Annotated in this window: 14 protein-coding genes and 1 riboswitch; of the genes, 7 read left to right on the top strand and 7 right to left on the bottom strand. The window is 55.0% G+C overall.

The window, feature by feature from the left end; all coding sequences use genetic code 11:
• Positions 1 to 94 precede the first annotated feature (94 nt).
• Complete coding sequence (gene metF / locus VF639_RS01705; protein WP_331144147.1) at positions 95 to 1051, bottom strand: methylenetetrahydrofolate reductase [NAD(P)H]; 957 nt, start codon at positions 1049 to 1051, stop codon at positions 95 to 97.
• A 149-nt stretch (positions 1052 to 1200) separates the two neighbouring features.
• The gene (gene metH / locus VF639_RS01710; protein WP_331144148.1) at positions 1201 to 4914 is read right to left on the bottom strand and encodes a methionine synthase; all 3714 of its coding nucleotides are present in this window, start codon (positions 4912 to 4914) and stop codon (positions 1201 to 1203) included.
• A gap of 72 nt (positions 4915 to 4986) precedes the next feature.
• Positions 4987 to 5097: riboswitch (SAM riboswitch) on the bottom strand.
• A 514-nt stretch (positions 5098 to 5611) separates the two neighbouring features.
• Between metH and VF639_RS01715 the strand changes: the two genes are divergently transcribed.
• Positions 5612 to 7351, top strand: a complete 1740-nt coding sequence (locus tag VF639_RS01715; RefSeq protein ID WP_331144149.1) for a PA14 domain-containing protein — start codon at positions 5612 to 5614, stop codon at positions 7349 to 7351.
• 229 nt (positions 7352 to 7580) lie between these two features.
• On the opposite strand, the gene VF639_RS01720 is transcribed toward VF639_RS01715, so the two are convergent.
• Positions 7581 to 9068, bottom strand: a complete 1488-nt coding sequence (locus VF639_RS01720) for a T9SS type A sorting domain-containing protein (RefSeq protein WP_331144150.1) — start codon at positions 9066 to 9068, stop codon at positions 7581 to 7583.
• A 270-nt stretch (positions 9069 to 9338) separates the two neighbouring features.
• Here VF639_RS01720 and VF639_RS01725 point away from each other — a divergent pair, with 270 nt between their 5' ends.
• From VF639_RS01725 to VF639_RS01735, 3 genes are all read left to right on the top strand, one after another.
• Positions 9339 to 11855, top strand: coding sequence for a DUF5686 and carboxypeptidase-like regulatory domain-containing protein (locus VF639_RS01725; RefSeq protein ID WP_331144151.1), 2517 nt, complete (start codon positions 9339 to 9341; stop codon positions 11853 to 11855).
• Between the two features lie 165 nt (positions 11856 to 12020).
• Positions 12021 to 12293: a hypothetical protein gene (locus tag VF639_RS01730; RefSeq protein ID WP_331144152.1), complete on the top strand. Its 273-nt coding sequence runs from the start codon at positions 12021 to 12023 to the stop codon at positions 12291 to 12293.
• Positions 12294 to 12598: 305 nt separating this feature from the next.
• Positions 12599 to 13171 (top strand): fasciclin domain-containing protein, encoded by a 573-nt coding sequence (locus tag VF639_RS01735; protein ID WP_331144153.1) that lies wholly within the window; start codon positions 12599 to 12601, stop codon positions 13169 to 13171.
• A gap of 127 nt (positions 13172 to 13298) precedes the next feature.
• Here VF639_RS01735 and VF639_RS01740 read toward each other — a convergent pair whose 3' ends face one another.
• Complete coding sequence (locus VF639_RS01740) at positions 13299 to 14438, bottom strand: DnaJ domain-containing protein (RefSeq protein WP_331144154.1); 1140 nt, start codon at positions 14436 to 14438, stop codon at positions 13299 to 13301.
• Positions 14439 to 14585: 147 nt separating this feature from the next.
• Between VF639_RS01740 and VF639_RS01745 the strand changes: the two genes are divergently transcribed.
• Genes VF639_RS01745 through VF639_RS01755 form a run of 3 tightly spaced genes read left to right on the top strand, consistent with a single transcriptional unit; the run spans position 14586 to position 16503 of the window.
• Positions 14586 to 14972, top strand: a complete 387-nt coding sequence (locus VF639_RS01745; protein WP_331144155.1) for a phage holin family protein — start codon at positions 14586 to 14588, stop codon at positions 14970 to 14972.
• 6 nt (positions 14973 to 14978) lie between these two features.
• Complete coding sequence (locus VF639_RS01750) at positions 14979 to 15746, top strand: hypothetical protein (protein WP_331144156.1); 768 nt, start codon at positions 14979 to 14981, stop codon at positions 15744 to 15746.
• A complete protein-coding gene (locus VF639_RS01755) occupies positions 15724 to 16503 on the top strand; it encodes a geranylgeranylglyceryl/heptaprenylglyceryl phosphate synthase (protein ID WP_331144157.1) in 780 nt (259 codons plus the stop codon). Before VF639_RS01750 ends, VF639_RS01755 begins: the two co-directional genes overlap by 23 nt.
• Positions 16504 to 16706: 203 nt before the next feature.
• Here the strand turns inward: VF639_RS01755 and VF639_RS01760 are convergent, their stop codons facing one another.
• From VF639_RS01760 to VF639_RS01770, 3 genes are all read right to left on the bottom strand, one after another.
• Positions 16707 to 17630, bottom strand: a complete 924-nt coding sequence (locus VF639_RS01760) for a helix-turn-helix domain-containing protein (RefSeq protein ID WP_331144158.1) — start codon at positions 17628 to 17630, stop codon at positions 16707 to 16709.
• Between the two features lie 155 nt (positions 17631 to 17785).
• Positions 17786 to 18946, bottom strand: coding sequence for an acyl-CoA dehydrogenase (locus VF639_RS01765; RefSeq protein ID WP_331144159.1), 1161 nt, complete (start codon positions 18944 to 18946; stop codon positions 17786 to 17788).
• Positions 18947 to 19327: 381 nt separating this feature from the next.
• A complete protein-coding gene (locus tag VF639_RS01770) occupies positions 19328 to 20026 on the bottom strand; it encodes a zinc metallopeptidase (protein WP_331144160.1) in 699 nt (232 codons plus the stop codon).
• Positions 20027 to 20095 lie beyond the last annotated feature (69 nt).

A 20095-nucleotide genomic window follows, 5' to 3' on the forward strand; every position in this document is an offset into this window, starting at 1 on the left:
TAATTCTCTATACAAGTAACAAGCCAGCACCTCACAGGGAGATGCTGGCTTGTCGCTGATGCTTGCTATTTGTGCTTTGTTAGCCGTTTATCATCTAAAACAGCTCTTTTGCTACTCGCCGAATAGCTTCCGACTTGCCCATGCTGTAGTAGTGCAGGCTCGGTACGCCGTGAGCCATCAACTCCTTGCTTTGGTTGATACACCACTCAACGCCGACTTGCCGGGCGGCATCGTTGTCGCGGCACTGGCTGATGGCTTCTACCAGCGGCTCGGGTAGGTTCAGGAAGAACGTACGCGGCAGCATGGTGAGCTGGCTCTTGGTAGTGAGCGGCTTCAGGCCCGGAATAATGGGCACGTTAATGCCGGCTTCGCGGCAGCTTTTCTCGAACTTAAAGAACTGCTCGTTGTCGAAGAACATCTGCGTCACAATATATTCTGCGCCCCGGTCTACCTTGTGGCGCAAGTAGCGGATGTCGGCGCCGTAGTTGGGCGCTTCGAAGTGTTTTTCGGGGTAGCCAGCCGTGCCGATGCAGAAATTAGTGGCCCAGGTGTCGTCCTGCTTCTCATCCAAGTACTCGCCCTTGTTAAGGTCGGCTACCTGGCCAATCAAGTCGCTGGCGTAGGCGTGCCCGTCGGGGTGCGGCTTGAAAGAGCCTTCCGATTTGATTGGGTCGCCGCGCAACGCTAGCACCGAATCGATGCCGAGGAAGTGCAAGTCGATGAGGGCGTTTTCGGTTTCTTCTTTCGAGAAGCCACCGCAGATAAGGTGGGGCACCGTATCGACGTCGAAGCGGTTTTTGATGGCCGCGCAAATGCCTACTGTACCCGGCCGCTTACGCACCGTTTTCTTCTCCAAAAAGCCGTTCGGGTGCTGACGGTACACGTATTCTTCGCGGTGGTACGTCACGTCAATAAACGGCGGCTTGAACTCCATCAGCGGCTCGATATTGCTGAAGAGGTTTTCGATATTTTCGCCCTTGCGCGGCGGCAGTACCTCGAAGGAAAATAGCGTTTTGCCGTTGGCGCGGGTTAGATGTTCGGTTACTTTCATAACGTGGGCCCTGCTTCTAGCGTTTCCTTTGAAAGGAAACACTAAATGGTGCAGGTATCGGGGATAATGTAGGTCTTAGCTCTAGCTAAGCACAGGATGGATCTTTTAGTTTAACGTTCCTTCCCCGGAAGAAAAGAACGGGAACGTGTTTACAATGCGGTTACGGGCACCGAAGTAGGCTCATAGTTCAGGTTCGGCATCAACCAACGCTCCAACTCTGGCAGCGGCATGTTCTTGCGCTGCGCAATATCAGCCACCTGGTCGGCGCCAATTCGGCCCAAGCCGAAGTAGCGGGAATCGGGGTGCGCATAATAGAGGCCACTGACCGACGAAGCCGGGTACATAGCCAGGTTTTCGGTGAGTTGAATGCCGGTCTGGTTTTCTGCGTCGAGCAACTGAAAGAGCGTGATTTTCTCGGTGTGGTCGGGGCAGCCAGGGTAGCCAGGCGCCGGGCGCACTCCTTTATACTTCTCCTGAATAAGATCTTCGTTGGACAGGCTCTCAGCTGGATCATAGCCCCAGAACTCCTCCCGCACGCGCTGGTGCAGGCGCTCGGCGAAGGCCTCGGCCAAACGGTCGGCCAGGGCTTTCATCATGATGCTGGAATAGTCGTCGTGCTCGGCCTCGAACTTCTCGAGGTGCTTCTCAATACCGATGCCCGCCGTTACGGCAAAGCCCCCGATGTAGTCGGCCCGGCCGGTTTCCAGCGGCGCCACGAAGTCGGAGAAGGCTAAGTTGGGAACCCCGGCGGCCTTCTCGCTCTGCTGACGCAGCGTGAAGAACTCGCTGGCAACTTCGGTGCGGCTGTCGTCCTTGAACACCTGCACGGTGTCGTAGTCCACGGTATTGGCGGGCCAGAAGCCGATAACCGCGCGGGCAGTGAGCAGCTTCTCGTCGATGATGCGCTTGAGCATGGCTTGCGCATCGTTGAAGAGTTGGGTGGCGGCTTCGCCTACATTCTCGTCGGTGAGAATACGCGGGTAGCGGCCTTTCAGCTCCCAAGTCTGGAAGAAAGGCGTCCAGTCGATGTAGGTAGCCAGTTCGGCTAAATCATAGTCCTCCAGGGCTTTCGTACCTAGGAACGTCGGCTTCACGATGGGCGTGGTTTCCCAATTGGCTTTAAAGCCATTCTCGCGGGCGGCCTCGATGCTGAGGTAGCTCTTGTCGCGCTGGCGGCCGGCGTAGTCTTCCCGCAACTGGCGGTACTCGTCGTGCACGGTGCGGGCGTACTCGTCTTTGGCAGAACCAAGCAGGCCCGCCGCCACGCCTACGCTACGTGAGGCGTCGTTGACGTGCACAATCGGGCCCGAATAGTTGGGCGCAATTTTCACGGCGGCGTGCAGGCGCGAAGTGGTAGCGCCGCCAATGAGCAGCGGCGTTTTCAGGCCACGCCGCTCCATTTCCTGCGCCACGTACACCATCTCGTCGAGGCTAGGTGTAATCAGGCCGCTGAGTCCGATAACGTCCACTTCCTGCTTTATGGCTTCGTCCAGAATCCGCTCCAATGGCACCATCACGCCCAGGTCCACGATGTCGAAGTTGTTACAGGCCAGTACTACGCCCACAATGTTTTTGCCGATGTCGTGCACGTCGCCTTTCACGGTGGCCAGCAAGATCTTACCAGCCGTTTGGCGCTCCGAGCCTTGCTTGTCGGCCAGCAGGTAAGGTTCCAGATACGCTACGGCCTTCTTCATTACCCGCGCCGATTTCACTACCTGCGGCAGGAACATCTTGCCGGCGCCAAACAGGTCACCCACCACGTTCATACCCGACATCAGGGGGCCTTCAATTACCTCCAACGGACGTTTTACTTGCTGACGTACCTCTTCAGTATCCTGATCGATGAACTCGGTGATGCCGCGCACCAAGGCGTGTTGCAGGCGCTCTTGCACCGGCAGACTGCGCCACGCATCGGCTACCACTTCCACTTTGTCTTTTTGCTTCACCGTTTCGGCAAAATCGACGAGGCGCTCCGTGGAATCGGGGCGGCGGTTGAGGAGTACGTCCTCGCAGAGTTCCAGCAGGTCCTTTGGCACTTCGTCGTACACGGCCAGTTGGCTCGGGTTCACGATGCCCATGTCGAGGCCGGCCCGGATGGCGTGGTAAAGGAAAGCCGAGTGCATGGCTTCGCGCACGACGTCGTTGCCGCGGTACGAGAAGCTGATGTTCGAAACGCCGCCACTGGTGAGGGCACCGGGCAGGTTCTGCTTGATCCAACGAACGGCCTCGATGAAGTCCAGCGCATAGTTGCGGTGTTCTTCCATGCCGGTGCCCACGGTCAGGATGTTGGGGTCAAAGATGATGTCCTCGGCCGGGAAGCCTACTTCGTTGACCAGAATGTCGTAGCTGCGCTTACAGATTTCGATGCGCTTCTCGTAGGAATCAGCCTGGCCGTTCTCGTCGAAGGCCATTACCACCATAGCCGCGCCGTATTGGCGCACAGTGCGGGCCCGCTGCTTGAACACTTCCTCGCCTTCCTTCAGCGAAATAGAATTCACAATGCTCTTGCCTTGCACACACTTGAGGCCAGCTTCGAGCACACTCCATTTCGAAGAGTCTATCATCACCGGCACCCGCGAGATATCGGGCTCGGAGGCAATCAGGTTGAGGAACGTGGTCATGGCCTGCTCGGAATCGAGCATGCCTTCATCCATGTTCACGTCGATAATTTGGGCGCCGCCTTCCACTTGGTCGCGGGCCACTTGCAGGGCCTGCTCGTAAGCGCCGGTACGAATGAGACGGGCAAACGCGCGGCTACCCGTCACGTTGCATCGCTCGCCCACGTTCACGAAAAGGCTTTCTTTGGTGATGCCGAAGGGCTCCAGGCCACTCAGGCGCGTGGCGGGTACTACTTCCGGCAAGGTGCGTGGCTCGTACTTATCAGCCAATTTGGCTAGCTCGGCAATGTGCTGCGGGGTGGTACCGCAGCAGCCGCCCACCACCGTCACGAGGCGGTCGGAGAGGTAGCCTTCCACCACACCCGCAAATTCCTGCGCCGACTCATCGTAGCCACCGAAAGCGTTGGGGAGGCCGGCGTTCGGGTAAGCCGAAATGTGCACGTCGGCAATGCGGCTCAGCTCCTTCACATACACCTTCAATTGGTCGGCGCCGAGGGCGCAGTTGAGGCCCACGCTCAGCAGCGGCAAGTGGCGAATGGAATTCCAAAAAGCCTCCACCGTCTGCCCCGACAGGGTGCGGCCGGAAGCATCAGTAATGGTACCCGAAATCATGACGGGCACCACCCGGCCGCCTTCATCGAAGAACTTCTGCACCGCGTACAGCGCTGCCTTGGCGTTGAGCGTGTCGAAGATGGTTTCGATAAGTAAGGCATCGGAGCCGCCATCAATGAGGCCGCGCACCTGCTCGTGGTAGGCCGTAGCCAGCTCATCGAACGTCACGGCGCGGAAGCCCGGCCGGTTCACGTCGGGCGAAAGAGAAGCAGTACGGTTAGTTGGGCCGACGGCGCCGGCCACGAAGCGGGGCTTGGCCGGGTTCTGCGCCGTAAACTCGTCGGCAGCTTCCTTGGCCAGGCGCGCCGACTCGTAGTTCAGCTCATATACAATGTCCTCGAGCCCGTAGTCGGCCTGCGCAATGGTGGTACCACTGAAGGTGTTGGTTTCCACCATGTCGGCCCCGGCTGCGAAATACTCAGCGTGAATGCCCTTGATGATATCGGGGCGGGTGAGGCTGAGCAGGTCGTTGTTGCCCCGCAATGGCTTGGGGTGGTCGGCAAAACGGGCGCCCCGAAAGTCTGCTTCCTCCAGCGGGTGCCGCTGAATCATGGTGCCCATGGCGCCGTCGAGCACCAGAATGCGCCGTTGCAGAATGTCGTAGAGCGGGGAGTCGGGACAGTGGGTTTTCATATATTTCTCTTTACAGAATGCCGTCGTTAAACTAGCTCATCCAGAAAGAGAAAACTGCGGGTGCAGGTTCCGTACTTATCTTCTTCCGTCGCAGAAACAGGACGAAATGGGAGTTGGCACCTTGTTTTACTCAGGTTGCCAAGACGTCGTAGGGCCCAATCCCTCGGTCTTTCTGGATAAGTGACCTTGCAAAGGTACTAGCCAAGTCGTCAGAAAGCAACAAGCCGGCCTGCGAGAACAGACCGGCTTGCTAATTAGCGGATTTTGCTTTTTTCAAGAGAAGGAGAGAAGGAAATCAGGCGGGCCTGAACAGATACTTTTCTTACCCTGTGGGAAGATCTTAGCGGCTATCCGAATAGGTATTGTCCTTCCGACGCAGGAGGAATTTGAGTTTAATTGTTGAACGATTTCACTCAGATTCCTCCTGCGTCGGAAAGACAATACCCTTAGAGAAGATCTTAATCTTTCTTCACGCAATTCGGGACAGACTTGCCGTCCTTTTTTTTCATACCGTCCTTCTCGTATCCTTTCCAACAAGGGTCTTTCTTTTCGGAGGCTGCTTTTTTCTCGGCCATAACATATTTCTGTTTAAGTGAATACTACAGGGAGATAGCACTAGTACTACTTCTAAACAGGAAGTTGCTGAAAAGAAGCTAAACCCAATTTATATTGGGCAGGGCAGCTATAGTTTCTCACAATGCGCGGAAAACTCAAAACGTATGGCGGCTGGGCGGTAGTCTGGTTGCTGCTGGCACTAACAACACGCGCGCAAAACGCCCCGGCCGTAGCAGGCACGGGCCTGCGGGGCCAGTACTACAAAGACTACAACTTCACAAAGCTAGTACTAACCCGCACCGATAAACTCATTGACTTCAACTGGACCTCAGGGCCTGATGACAGTCGTTTTGTGTCGCCGGGGCCGGGTGTGCCGGGCGAGTGGTTTTCGGTGCGCTGGACCGGCCATGTGTACGCCCCGAAAACGGGCGTTTACACTTTTCATATGGCCGTCGATGACGGAATGCGCGTTTGGATAGGAGGCCGGAAAATACTGGACTCTTGGCAGCACCAACCGTTAACCGTAGCCACTGCAAACTTAAAAATGACTGCCGGGCACTACTACTCGGTGCGGGTGGAGTACTACCAAGCAGCTCGGGACTCGCGGGCGTTGCTCGCGTGGCAGCTACCTGGCGAGACCAGTGAGGTGATGCCGATGCCGCCGGTAGCTGACTTAAAACCGATTCCCTCCCGCTACCTCTATCCCACCCTACCCGCATCGGCGAAACCCATACCAACATCCAAGCCGTCCGTATTTTCGGACAAGCTCACAGGCACTATTGGCATTGTACCGGGTTCGGCCCCTCCCAAGCCGGTGCCCATGCGCATCAAACCGCCCAACAACTTGAAGGAAGCCGTGGCGGCCTCGGCTGTGGCAGCGGCGGCGCCAGGCGCCGGGTTGCGCGCCACCTACTTTGCAGGACCCGACAGAGGCGCTGGTACTCTGACGAGGATAGAGCCCGTGGTGCAGGTAGTCTGGCAGCAGAAGCCGCCCGTACCAGGCGTACCCGCTCAAGGCTTTAGTGTGCGCTGGACGGGCTACGTACTAGCCCCTGAAACTGGAGTGTATGTATTCCACACTGAGTTCGATGATATGCACGACGTGACGTTTGCCGGTGATAATATTCTGAGCATGACACGCTTCGACAAAGAGTTTTTCAATAAACTACCCGTTCCGCTCGACTTTGCGCAGCGCCTAACGGCTGGCCGGTGGTACCGGGTTAGTCTCACGTACCGCCAAGTACAAGGCGACTCGCGCGCTATATTCTCCTGGACCCGGCCCGGCGCCTCGAACCGTGACCCGGTGGTGGTGCCCCAACAATACCTTTACCCCGACCTATCTGTGCCTCCGCCTGCCGTAGCTGTGGCCGCAGCACCAGCACCCCGACCTGCTGCGCCAAAACTACCTCCCACCCCACCCCGGCGGCCCGCTGCAACGCGTAGTGTAGTTCAAATACTTCCTCGGCGGCAACCTACAGCACTGCCGGCGCCAGCGCCCCAAGACACCGTGCTTCCCTTGCCAGACTTCCGCACGCTCTCGCGCGGCTCCACCGTGACGCTGCCCAACCTGTACTTCACCCAAAGCACAGCTAGCCTGCTGCCTACCTCGCGCCCGGTCCTGAACAGCCTTGCCCGCACGCTACGTGCCCAACCCGCTTTGCGCCTGGAAATAGCCGGCCACACCGACAACGTAGGCGAACCAGCCCTCAACCTACGCCTCTCCGAGCAGCGAGCCCGCGTAGTGCGACACTATCTGGTGCAACAGGGCATCGACTCGGCGCGACTAGCAGCACGCGGCTACGGCGGCGCCCACCCTGTAGCCGACAACCGCGACCCACAGCAGCGCGCCCGCAACCGCCGGGTGGAGGTGGTGGTGCAGTAAGCGCAGGAGCGGCGGCAGGAAATCTACTATTTACCGGGTTGACGGAGGACTTTTCCCTCCGGGGAAATGAACATAATGGCACTTACGCAAGAGTCACAATTGTGCATCGCATTTACTTGCTATCAGTGGATGCTTCGGCAAGCGGACGCCAGATCAAGCAGGCCGTTGTTTTCTATTTTTTGTTCGTAAGCAATTAACTATCAACAAGTAGCAATCTTAACACCCCTGCTTAATTTTTAAGAACTTTAGTAGTTAGTATTCGGTCTGAAAAACGTGCTTGGAAATAGTAAATTCCTGCTGCGAAGTTTCCCAAATCGATTGGATTTGAAAGTGCGGTGAGAATATTCTCCCTGTACAAGCACTGTCCAATTGAATTATAAAGAGTAACCTGATAAGGATGGAAGCAGGCAGTCGGCACCTGTAGTTGCACAGCGCTGGTGGTAGGGTTAGGAAACAGTGTCAGCGAGAAGTTCTCACAACGGCCTTGTTCGTCGGCCGGTGGCTCGAGGCCATTGAAATAACTTTGCAGGAAGTTGGGAAAGCCTGCCCCAATTTCCTGACTGGCAAAGGCAAACGGCTGGGCCCACACCTGACACGCAAAACCGCGGCGGTTTGGGTAATTGATCACGTACATATAGCGCTGTCCCTCCCGAAGAGGCAGAAATTTGTCTGTGTAGCCACTGTTACCATAGAGGCGGCCATCGAGGCCTAACTGTAACGCATAAAAAGTTTCCACGCCCTGCTCATCGGCCCGAATATTGGTCGTCGGATTGTCAGCAATGATACTCATCCGGGACGCGCGGATGGCCGCCGCGTTGCCGGCCGCTACGTCAAACTGGAGCAAGATGGCGCGCAGCCTGCGGGCCTGATCGACGACGTCAAAGCTCCCCACGTAGAGTTTCGTGTTATCGGGTGAAAACGAGACGCCCCCCGCATCCAGCGAAGGGCCTAAATCGACGTAGTTGCTCAGCAGTCCGGTGGCCGCATCGAAATCGAACAAGCTCAGCGAAAAGCGCCCCCCGACTGCATAAGCGAGCTTCTGGCCATTAGGGGAGGGCATCAGATACCCGTCCCCATTCCCGAGGTCCGCCGTTTGGCTGGGCCCTAAGGAAAGGGTATGCGCCAGCGTAATCTCTTGCGCATTTACTTGGTAAATGAGAAAGACATTGCTGTTCCAGCGCCGGGTAATTAGCCAATAATCCTGTCCGTTAGTGTGCGGAATGGCCGTTAACTGCCGGTTGAGGGCCCCTGCTACGGGTAGGTTTTTCTCGACTTCAACCACATCCCCCAAGCCGGCATTCAACTGCAGATCGATACGCGAGTAAGAAAGCATCGCCGGCGTGTCGTAGCCGCTCTGCAATGTAAAGAGGTAATACTGGTGCTCTTGCCTAGGTACAGGCAGTGCTAACGCGCCTTGTGCCAGATAGGCAAAACCCTGAAGCCCCCGCCCATGGGGCATGAGTTGATGATTCCGGTTCCAGACATTTTCGGCATCCGAGTAAAAGAGTAGTTGCCCCGTCTGTGGGTCAGATACGACCGCCGTACCGAATCCATTTCTCGTCAGCCCGTTCCGCTCAATCGGGACCGGAGTACCTTGTGAGAAGTTAAAGCCCGCATTGCGGCCAAAATACCAAGTGGTTGCTTCTTTCTGGGCATATGCGAGCGAACCACTTAAAAAGGATAAGCCTATGAGAAATAATCGCAAGGAATGACGCATAACGGTAATTACGCTTACAAACGGATTGGTTTCTTCCTATAAGCTAAGGATTTAATTTCAGAAATGCAGGCTACTTTAGAAAGTATCAAAGGAGAAATTGCTAACATAATGTATCCGACATGGACATACATTGAAATAGTTATCGGAAACCGAATAGATTAAAATATCCTAGTTACCCTAACCTGAACCCGCTACCCACCCGTATTCTGTATATTACAGCTCTCTGGCTACTTATAATTGATTTTCACTTGCTTATCCGCTCTTGCTCCCTTGCTATCCCGAACTAGCTATCTACTGTTTCTACTGTTATTACTAGCCGGAGCCAAGCGCAGCTACGCGCAGCAACTTCTGGTTAAGGGGCGGGTTACGGAAGCTGCTACTCAGAAGCCCGTACCGTTTGCGTCCATTTTTGTGCCGGGTACCACGGCGGGCACTACTGCCGACGCCGACGGCCGCTACCAGCTCAGCACTACTCCCGCCGATACCGTAGTGGCCTCTGCTATGGGCTTCACGCCCGTAAAGAAAGCCCTGAACCGCCAAGCCGCCACGCAGACCATAGACTTTGCCCTTGGCGCTGGCGCCGTATCGCTAAACGAGGTAGTAGTGCGCCCCACCGAGAATCCGGCGTACGTTATTATGCGCCGGGTGCAACAGCATAAGCCTCAGAACGACAAGCAGCGCCTCGATGCCTTCGAGTTCGACAGCTACAACCGCACTGAAATCAGCATCAACAACTTGCCCGACCAGGTAGCACGCCGCAAGGTGCTGCGCCAGATGACGGCCGTAGCCGATAGCATCGGCTTGGAACGCGGCGCCGACGGCAAGCCCATAGTACCCATCTTCGCCTCCGAGATGTTGTCGCGCTACTACGCGCATCAGCGGCCCATCAGGCGGCGCGAGGAAATCAAGCGCAACCAGATGCGCGGCATTGCGCCCCGCGAAGGGTCGGTGGTGTCGCAGATTATGGGGTCGTCTTTTCAGGATTGGGACTTCTACCCTAACTGGCAGCAGCTGTTGGGCAAAGACTTTGTTTCGCCCATTGCCGACGGTTGGAAGTTCAGCTACGAGTACGAGCTCCAAGATTCGGTTTATATCGGCGACGACTTTTGCTACCAGCTAGCCGTAACGCCGCGCCGCTCGCAAGACCTGGCTTTCACCGGCACCATCTGGATAACCGCCAAGTCGTACGCCCTGCGCCGGGTCGATTTGCGGGTGAGCCCCGATGCCAACCTCAACTTCGTGGAGCAGGTGAAAGTGTGGCAGGAACTGACGCCCACCCCGGCCGGGCCGTGGCTGCCGTTGCGCACCCGCGTGCTGATTGGTATTCGGCCCACGGGCAAAAGCACCGGTTTCATGGCTCGTTTCACAACCGTCAACTCCAACTTCGAGGCCGGCAAGTATCATCCGCTCGAATTCTACGACGTGCCTATGGAAACGGCGGCCGATGCCTTCAAAGGCGAAGCCGACTACTTCGAAAAGAACCGTCCCGACTCGCTATCCGTACAGGAGCAGAAGACGATGATGGTGCTCGACTCGGTGCGCAAGCTGCCGGCAGTCCGGTCGTTGCTGGAAGTGGCCGACGTGCTGGTGAATGGCTACTACCGGGTCGGTAAGATTGATGTGGGGCCGGTGCTGGCTACCATCGGTTACAACAACATCGAAGGTTTGCGGCCGCGCATTGGCTTCCGCACCACGCCCGAAATCAGCCGCACCTGGACGGCCCGCACCTACTTGGCGTACGGCCTCCGCGACACGCGCCTGAAGTACGGCTTGCGCGCCACCCGCATTCTGGACCGCCGCTCCTGGACCACCATCGGCTTCGAACACCGCCACGACATCGACCAAGTAGCCCTGCTCGACAACGACTACGCCCTGGAAAACCCGCTTTTCGAAGCCTCGGCCCGGGTTGGCAACATCAACAACGGCCGGCCCCTGCTTCGTGACTTGTCCTCGGTGTCGTTCCAGACCGACTTGTTTCGGGGCTTCACGCAGAAACTCACATTGCGCCGGCAGCAGTTCCGGCCGCTCTACCGCTTTGCCTACTACACCGATGAAGTCGAGCCGGGCGCACCCACCGAAGACAACTTCAATGTATCGGAAGTGGTGCTGGAGTCGCGGTACGCGCCGGACGAGGTGCTGGTGCAAAGTCAGAACCAGAACTATCGCTCCCCCATTGGCCTCAAGAAACTGCCGGTGTTCACGGTACGCTACACATTAGGGCTCAAAAACTTTTTAGGCGGCGACTTTCAATACCACAAGCTCAACCTGATTGTAGCGCAGAGCGTGCGTCTCGGCCAGCTCGGCCGCACCGAGTACACCCTTGATGCTGGCTACGTACCGAATACGGTGCCGTACCCAATGCTCAAAGCGCATTTGGGCAACCAGTCGCCGTTCTACAACGCCGGCGCTTATAACCTGATGCGCTACTTCGAATTTGTGAGCGACCGGTACGTTGGCCTGCGCTTCGACCACTATTTCGAAGGCTTTCTGCTAAACTCGATACCCGCCATCCAGAAGCTGAACTGGCGCTTGGTAGCCACCGGCAGCATCCTCTACGGCAGTGTCGACAGGGCCAACGACGAAATTATTCCGGAGCTTGATCCGAGTAGTGGAGAGCCGCTACCGCGTTTTCAACCGTTGGGCCGGCTGCCATACGCCGAAGTTGGCTACGGGGTAGAGAACATATTTCGGGTGGTTCGCGTAGATTTTCTGCACCGGCTCACGTACCGTAATTCGCCGGGCGCTCGAAACTTTGGTGTGAAGTTCAGCTTTCAGTTTAAGCTTTAAACTGAAAGCTGTCCGACGACGCAACAGCAAATTAACTTCCCTTTGTTGTGCACTGAAAATCAAATCGTCTATATTTCCCGTCAACTACCTCGTTGCGCGCAACCAGCTTGTTGATTTTCCAGCTTGCTTCTGAATCAAATCTTGTCGGTTTTTGTAAAAGAGCTTATGGCATACGAAGTAGATAACCTTACCCTAGCCGAAGCCACTCGGCACGCCCCTTTTGTTGACTACGCCCGCTGCGTAGACGATAGCCAACGCCCTTTTAACCATGTAGGCGACTGGCCAGAAAAGGACCAGCTCTATCCAGTCCGGGTAGTTGATTCGCGCACCGAAGGCATGGCCTTGGTTCACGTATTAGGCTTTCAAGGAGAAGCTCCTTTTTACAACGCATTTGCTCCGCACCGCTTTGAAGTGTTACTCACTGTGTGGCTGAATTAGCCGCCTCCACTTTTGGGATTTACCCCGAAACGCCCGACCTGCATCCTGCAGGTCGGGCGTTTCGCTTGATGGGACGGAGAAGAAGTGTGTTTAATTCCCACTCCGGCACTGCTCCTCCTCTTCTGCGGTAAAGCACTGGAATCCAACCACCCAAACTAACCTCGGCAGTTATTGGGGCTGATATAGATTAACTGGATTGAATAGCTAGCAAAAAAATATTTTCAGGGTACAATAAATCCAAAGAAGAGAGCTCAGGCGTAGATGCCCTCAAATAACTTCACTACACTTCTCTCGCTTCCTTCATCATGAAGAAAAACCTGCTTTCTTTCGCTCTAATAGCCCTATTGGGCGCGGCTACTGCTACTTCTGCTTCCGCTCAAGCCGCCATGACGCCCGGTACCGTATTGGTAGGCGGCAAGGCAATGTACCCAAATAAGAATATTGTGGAAAACGCTGTTAATTCAGCCGACCACACCACGCTGGTAGCCGCCGTAAAGGCCGCTGGCCTCGTTGAGACCTTGCAAGGCAAAGGCCCTTTCACGGTTTTCGCTCCTACCAACGCCGCCTTCAACGCCCTGCCGGCTGGCACTGTTGAAACGCTGGTAAAGCCTGAGAGCAAAGCGACCCTCACCAAAATCCTGACCTACCACGTAGTAGCCGGCAACATGACCGCCGACAAAATTATGGCAGCCATCAAAGCTGGCAAAGGCACTGCTTCGCTGAAAACAGTAAGCGGCGGCACCCTGAAGGCCATGATGAACGGTCCGAAGAACGTGGTTCTCGTTGACGAAAAAGGTGGTGTTTCTACCATCTCTACTTACGACGTAGTCCAGAGCAACGGCGTGATTCACGTTATCGACAAGGTGCTGATGCCCTAATTGTAAGTGCTAGATCTTTAGCTACAAAAATCAAACGCTGAAAAACGCCTTCCTTCTAGGGAGGCGTTTTTTGTTGGTTTTAAATCTTCCCTTCTTTAATGGCAGCAACCATTTTCCCTAAAACAACTCAAGGACAGTTCTGCTGGCGGGCTTCGTCGGCGTAGATATAGCCGAGCAGTACTGCTCGGCGGAAAAATTCGCAGGCAGCGGAGGCATTTCCCTCTTGCTGTGCCACCCGGCCTAGCAAGAAATGCACTTGCCCATTGCGCGGGTTGGCTTCTAACACACGCCGATAATCTTCGCGAGCCTCAGCTAGGTCTTGCATCTTAAAGTAAGCAAGCCCGCGGTATGTGAGATACTTGGTTGGAAGAGACCGGCCGACAATGGAGCGGTGGCGCAGGCCCGCTGTGAAGTCGTGAATGGCGCCGGGGAAACGACGCTGCTCGAACAGTCGCACCTCGCCACGCGCCAACCATGCGCCGCTTTGGGTGGAATCGAGCGCAAGCGCACTGGAGAGGTTGCGCTCGGCGCTGGCTATTTGCCCGAGCTGGACCTGGCACTGCGCCAACCGATACAGCAGCCTAGCGCGCTCAGCTGGTTGGTTGGTTTCGCGAAGGGCGCCTTCGTAGTCGGTACCAGCAGCGCGGTAATTGTGGTTTATAAGCTGCTCGAGTTCTGCGCGCCGTTGTAAGGCTTGCTTGTACGTGGGCTTGAAATGGATGGCCTCGGAGAAATAAGCAATGGCGGTTTCCCACTTTCGCTGGCTATAAGCGGAAAGACCATCTTCGTAGTTGCTCACGGCCGTTACGTGGTCCATGGTCAGCTTTACCAGCATCACAAAGAACAGCAGGCCAGCCAGTAAGCTAAACGTAAGCAGGTAGTCGCGGCGCGTGAACTTACGCTGCTTCGGAATGGTCCGATAGTGCCGTTCGGCCGACGCAGCGGGCCGGCGCGTGCGCAAAGGAGCGGGCGGTGGCATAGGTACCCCATACACGCGCTGGCCCTGCACCCGAAACTCTTGCTGCCGCTGCGCTTCGGCCAGTCGCTGCTCAGCTTGTCGCAGTTGTTGGTCGTATGCCGCCCGTCGCGCCGGGTCATTTAACGTTCGATAGGCCACGGCCACGGCCTTAAACCGCTCCTCATATATAGGACTACCGCCGTGCTTATCAGGATGCAACTGCACGGCTAACCTTTTGTAGGCCAGCTTTATAGCAAGAGGAGTAGCGGTAGTCGGCACTCCCAGTACATGGTAATGATTCTGACTCAAGGGACGATGGTAGTAGGTAAAAGTACGGCAGAATTCAGACACGAAGCCGCCTTTCCCGTATGAATGTGCTATCTGAAAACTTGGTTTAGACTAACGTTTCCAGGACTTGCTTTGGTAACACGATTTTCCGCAAATCTTCTCCTTCATATGAGCCTTTTCAACGACGAAGACGACTCAACTAAAACGCCGCGTACCGACAACATTATCGGTAACTTGAAAGGCTACCTCGACACTCGCATCGACTTGGTGCGCCTGGAAACCCAGGAAAAGGTGAAATCGGCCTTTGTGGGTACTATCCACGGCGTGTCGCTGGCAGCTATTGGCTTGCTATTTTTCATTTTTCTGAACCTGTTTGTGGCGTTGATGCTCAACGATGCGCTCGATAGTCCCTTCTGGGGCTTCGGCATCGTAGCAGCTTTCTATTTGGTGCTGCTCATCATATTTGTGGTGGGTGTCGACAAAAAGCTGTTTCAGGGCTTGGCCGATAAGCTGCTCAACAACACCATCTACAAATCCGACAAACGTCAAGCCTAAGTCAACATGGCCGAACCAACCAACCCCCTATTCGAGGACGAAAAAGAGTTTCTGGAGCGTCAGAAACAGGAATACGAGCGCGCACTACTAGGCGAGGTCGACGGAATCAAAGAAGATATCAAGGTAAAGACGCAACAGATTGGTAAGTACGCCGCTATTGGTGCGGGCGTAATAGGTAGCGTTTGGCTGATATCTAAAGCTTTCGGCGGGCCGAAAAAGTATAAGAAGTACAAGCCGAAGCAGGACCGGGAACTAGGCAGTGGCCCCCGTACGCAACGGTCCGCGCGTGCTTTGCGCAAAGGTTCGCCGCCGGCCTCCGATATTGACTACGCTGTAAGCGACGACTTTAACTCGGGTAACGGCCATCACGCCGACCGTGGGTTCCAGGCGCCCGTTTCGGGCCGGGCGCACATCGCCCCCGACGTATACCACGCCCAAGCCGACGGCTTCAATTCTGATCCGTTCCGACCTTTACCAGCCGTATCGCAGGGCCGTTCGCAACAACATCAATACGACGACTCCGATCATGCGGAGGGGGCTTCCTCTATTGTAGCCGATACCCTGCGCACCTTCTTGCAGTCGGATACGGGCAAGATGCTGATTGCCCAGGCCACGGCTGTACTCATGGCGGTGGTAGCTAAAAAAGTGGGAGATTATATGCCGATGTTCAAAAATCCCGACCTTGCAACCACTCCTCATCAGGAGCCGGAAACCCGGGACATCGACTTTACCTTTCACGACGACGACGCGAATGCGCCTCACCAGCCTCTATGATGCTCTAACTAAACGCCGTAAGCTCGGCCACAAGCTATTAGCAGTACTCCTCGACCCCGATAACCTGGACGAGGCAAGCTGCCAGCAGATGCTAGAGCTTAGTGCGCAACATGTAGTTGATTACTTTTTTGTGGGTGGCAGCCTGGTGATGAGTTCTCATCAGGCTGCCCTCATTCGTTTACTGAAAACCCACTCGCCAGTCCCCGTCCTGCTTTTCCCAAGCCATAGCATGCACATCGACTCGCAGGCCGATGGCATCTTGCTGTTGTCGTTGATTTCAGGACGCAACCCTGAGTTTCTGATAGGCCAGCATGTTGTTGCGGCGCCGGTCCTGCGGCAAAGCAACCTCCAGATTCTATCTACTGGCTACATGCTCGTGGATACGGGCCGGCAAACTACCGCCAGCTACATGAGCGGCACCACGCCCCTTCCCCACGACAAGCCTACTATTGCGGCTTGCACGGCTATGGCCGGTGAGCAACTCGGTTTGCGCCTGATTTATCTGGATGGCGGCAGCGGCGCCCTTTATCCTATTTCACCAGCCCTGATTCGGGCGGTGCGACAGGCGGTAGAGCTGCCGCTTGTCGTGGGCGGGGGCATTAATACCGTTGAGAAGGCAGAAGCCGCGCTTACTGCCGGGGCCGATATTATTGTTGTGGGCAATCAAATTGAAAAAGCCCCGGAATTTTTAGGCAAGGTGTCGAAGGTGGTACAAAGCTTCAACAGCTCACGGATTTTTGCGGATTCAACGGATTAACCGGATTTTGTAGATGGCTGCTCTTTTCCGTTTGCTTCTTCCTGGGCCTCACTAAATCTTTTAAGCCTGAGCCAGTTTCTATACTCTTGAAAACAACAAAGCCCCGCTTAAAGCGGGGCTTTGTTGTTTTATCACCTTTTTCCAGGTCAAGCGGTTGTCTACAAAACCCGATTAATCTGTCGAATCCGCAAAAATCCGTGAGCCTAGATGTTCATGGCAGACTCCCGACGGCGCATTTTGCCGGCCGGAATGCCGAACATCATCTTGAAGCGGCGGCAGAAATAAGCGGTGTCTTTGTAGCCCACTTCTTTGCCGATGTCGCGGATGCTCTTCTTGGTGGTACGCAGCAAGAACACGGCCCGCTCCATACGCTGATATTCAATATAGTCCTGGGGGTTGATGCCGGTCAGCATCTTGAAGTACTGGCCTACATAGTCCTCGCTTACATTGGCTACGTTGCTAAGCACTTTGTTAGACAGGTCGCCGCCAATGTTCTCCTTGATGTAGTTGAACAGGTCGATTAGGCGTGGGTCTTTGAAGTACGTGCTGTTGGTAGCCAGCTGCTCCACGAACATCTTGTTCTTGAGGATGTAGCGCACGATTTCCACCACGATATTCTCGGTGTAAATCGTAATCAACCGCTCCCGGCCTGGCAGCTCCTGTAGGCTTTCTTCTACCACCTTAATGATGAGGTTACCTAGCTTGGAGTTGTTGGAAATCAGGAACGCCGGTACATCCAACGAAGAAAAGAAGTTTACCGAGTCGAATACTTTCGCCTCGAAACTCACGAACGAGTGGCTTTCCTCGGCATCACCAATCAAATCTAGATCGACGTTGGAGTGGAAAAACTTGTCCTTGTTGCTAATCATGTCATCGTTGGTAATCACTTTACCAGCCGATTCGCCGTAGTTAACTTTGGTAGCGCGGCCACCAGGGATGAATAGCATTTCGCCTTCTTCTACCACCTGCTCCTCTTCACCAAAGGTGATACGTCCCTTGTGCAACAAAATTAGATTGTTGCCGACGTCATAGTTGTTGCGCACCGTGAAGGGCTGCTGCAACACCAAGTTCTTCGCTTTGATGTATCGTACACCAAGCGATTCAATCACTTTATTATAATCTTCCATCTTTTATGGGTGGTTGTGGTCTATGATTATCCTGATACACGGGTCGGTCGGGCTAATGTAATGCAAAATAAGATATAAAAATTCACAAAAACGAAAACCCAGCTAAATAATAGCTGGGTTTTGTGCAACAAATCTCATTTTTAAACTATGTGCGGTTATTTTAATATTTCCCGCGAGATTACAATTTTCTGAATTTCAGAAGTTCCCTCGTAAATCTGCGTGATTTTTGCGTCCCGCATCATGCGCTCAACGTGGTACTCTTTCACAAAGCCGTAGCCCCCGTGCACCTGCACTGCTTCTACTGCAGTATCCATGGCCACCTTAGAGGCAAACAGCTTCGCCATTGCCCCAGATTTGGCGTAATCCTGGTGCATATCCTTGTCATAGGCGGCCTGTAAGCACAATAGACGAGCTGCATCAATGTTAGTCGCCATGTCGGCCAACTTGAACTGAATAGCTTGGTGCTGCGAAATAGGCACCCCAAATGCCTTGCGCTCCTTGGCGTACTTCACCGACAGTTCGTAGGCACCCGAGGCAATACCTAGCGCCTGCGCCGCGATACCGATACGGCCACCAGCCAGCACCTGCATGGCAAACTTGAACCCGAAGCCGTCTTCGCCGATGCGGTTTTCCTTGGGCACCTTCACGTCCGTGAACATAAGCGAGCAGGTGTCAGAACCCCGGATGCCGAGCTTGTTCTCTTTCGGGCCGGTCTGGAAGCCTTCTGCGCCCTTCTCCACGATGAGCACGTTGATGCCCCGGTGCTTCAGTTCAGGATTGGTTTGGGCAACTACCAGATATACCGAGGCAGTTGTACCGTTGGTAATCCAGTTTTTGGTGCCATTCAGTAGGTAGTAGTCGCCTTTGTCCTCGGCAGTGGTGCGCTGGCTGGTAGCATCCGAACCGGCTTCGGGCTCCGACAAAGCAAAGGCTCCGATGATTTCGCCACTGCACAGGCGCGGCAGATACTTCTGCTTCTGCTCCTCGGTGCCGTACTTCTCCAGGCCCCAGCACACTAGTGAGTTGTTCACCGACATGATAACGGAACATGAAGCATCTACTTTCGAAATCTCCTCCATGGCCAACACGTAGCTCATGGTGTCCATGCCGCCGCCACCGTATTCGGGACTTACCATCATCCCCATAAAGCCTAGCTCGCCCATTTTCTTGATTTGCTCGGCCGGAAATTTCTGGTGCTCGTCGCGCTCAATGACGCCGGCCCAAAGTTCAGACTGCGCAAAGTCGCGAGCGGCGGCTTGCACGGCTAGTTGTTCTTCGGTGAACTGGAAAATAGAGGATTGGGTGGTAGTCAGCATGGGATGGGGATAGCCGCAAGGCCTGAAATGAAAGAAAACCGTGATAGTTTTGCCACGAATTTACGCTGCATACATCACAAGTGGTTGTCAGCTACGCTTTTTTTCTCTTTGAGCCCCATAGCTTCCGCCAGAGGGCCTTTTGTTGAGATACTGAGAACAAGCTACAAGATAGCAGAAGGCACATCATGAACTAAAACTTCATTTTCAGCGAGATAGTGCCTTCCCAGTTGACTTCCCTATCAATCAGTAACTCGAAAGGGAGTAGATATTCTTTCCTGCTAAGGCGGTAAAAAAAAGCCGCTGCCTCGGAATCCGGAGCAGCGGCTTTCTTCACTGTAGAAGCTCTTACAACAAGCTGTTCTCAGCAGACTAGCACCAGTATTAACGACGGCCGCGGCCGCTCATAAAAATGCTGACGTAGTAAAGCAGCGTTGCCAGGGAGCTGATAGCAGCAACCACGTACGTCATAGCAGCCCAATGAAGGGCGTCTTTGGCCATGGCGTGCTCCTGCGGCGTCACAATACCCCGCCGGTCAATCCAAGCCAAAGCCCGATTGGAGGCATCGAACTCAACCGGCAGCGTAACGAAAGAGAAGATGGTCGTGAGGGAGAACAGCACGATACCCACTCCTAGCGGAATAAGCGTGGTCCTGATCATGAGCACCCCGGCCAACAGTATGAAAGGCATAAACCGCGATACGCCACTCAGCGCAGGCACCATAGCCGACCGGAACTGCAAAGCGGCGTAGGCCGTGGCATGTTGCACGGCGTGGCCGCACTCGTGGGCTGCTATAGCCGCCGCCGAAGCGCTCCTTGCACCGTATACTTCCTCACTCAGGTTTACGGTTTTGTCGGCCGGATTGTAGTGGTCGGTTAGGCGGCCTTCCGTGCTGATAATGCGAACATCGGTAATGCCATGATCGGCCAGCATCAGTTCGGCAATCTGCTTTCCCGAAAGATTGGACTGCAAGCCAATCTGAGAGTATTTAGTCATTTTGCTGCGCAAGCGCCACTGAATGAACCAACTCGCCAGCATCGCCAGAATGACGATGAAGTAAATAGGACTTGAATTGTAGTACATGGAAGTTTCTAGATTTTGGTTTCTGGTTGCCTGCTGCTGTTCTGGAGGCGCTAGCTTGTAGCTCAACAC

The organism is Hymenobacter sp., assembly GCF_036387835.1.
Classification (GTDB): Bacteria; Bacteroidota; Bacteroidia; order Cytophagales; family Hymenobacteraceae; genus Hymenobacter.

Excerpts from the sequence above, each read along its gene's own strand:
- metF (WP_331144147.1), bottom strand. The coding sequence starts at position 1,051 with ATGAAAGTAACCGAACATCTAACCCGCGCCAACGGCAAAACGCTATTT.
- metH (WP_331144148.1), bottom strand. The coding sequence starts at position 4,914 with ATGAAAACCCACTGTCCCGACTCCCCGCTCTACGACATTCTGCAACGG.
- VF639_RS01715 (WP_331144149.1), top strand. The coding sequence starts at position 5,612 with ATGCGCGGAAAACTCAAAACGTATGGCGGCTGGGCGGTAGTCTGGTTG.
- VF639_RS01720 (WP_331144150.1), bottom strand. The coding sequence starts at position 9,068 with ATGCGTCATTCCTTGCGATTATTTCTCATAGGCTTATCCTTTTTAAGT.
- VF639_RS01730 (WP_331144152.1), top strand. The coding sequence starts at position 12,021 with ATGGCATACGAAGTAGATAACCTTACCCTAGCCGAAGCCACTCGGCAC.
- VF639_RS01735 (WP_331144153.1), top strand. The coding sequence starts at position 12,599 with ATGAAGAAAAACCTGCTTTCTTTCGCTCTAATAGCCCTATTGGGCGCG.
- VF639_RS01745 (WP_331144155.1), top strand. The coding sequence starts at position 14,586 with ATGAGCCTTTTCAACGACGAAGACGACTCAACTAAAACGCCGCGTACC.
- VF639_RS01750 (WP_331144156.1), top strand. The coding sequence starts at position 14,979 with ATGGCCGAACCAACCAACCCCCTATTCGAGGACGAAAAAGAGTTTCTG.
- VF639_RS01755 (WP_331144157.1), top strand. The coding sequence starts at position 15,724 with ATGCGCCTCACCAGCCTCTATGATGCTCTAACTAAACGCCGTAAGCTC.
- VF639_RS01760 (WP_331144158.1), bottom strand. The coding sequence starts at position 17,630 with ATGGAAGATTATAATAAAGTGATTGAATCGCTTGGTGTACGATACATC.
- VF639_RS01765 (WP_331144159.1), bottom strand. The coding sequence starts at position 18,946 with ATGCTGACTACCACCCAATCCTCTATTTTCCAGTTCACCGAAGAACAA.
- VF639_RS01770 (WP_331144160.1), bottom strand. The coding sequence starts at position 20,026 with ATGTACTACAATTCAAGTCCTATTTACTTCATCGTCATTCTGGCGATG.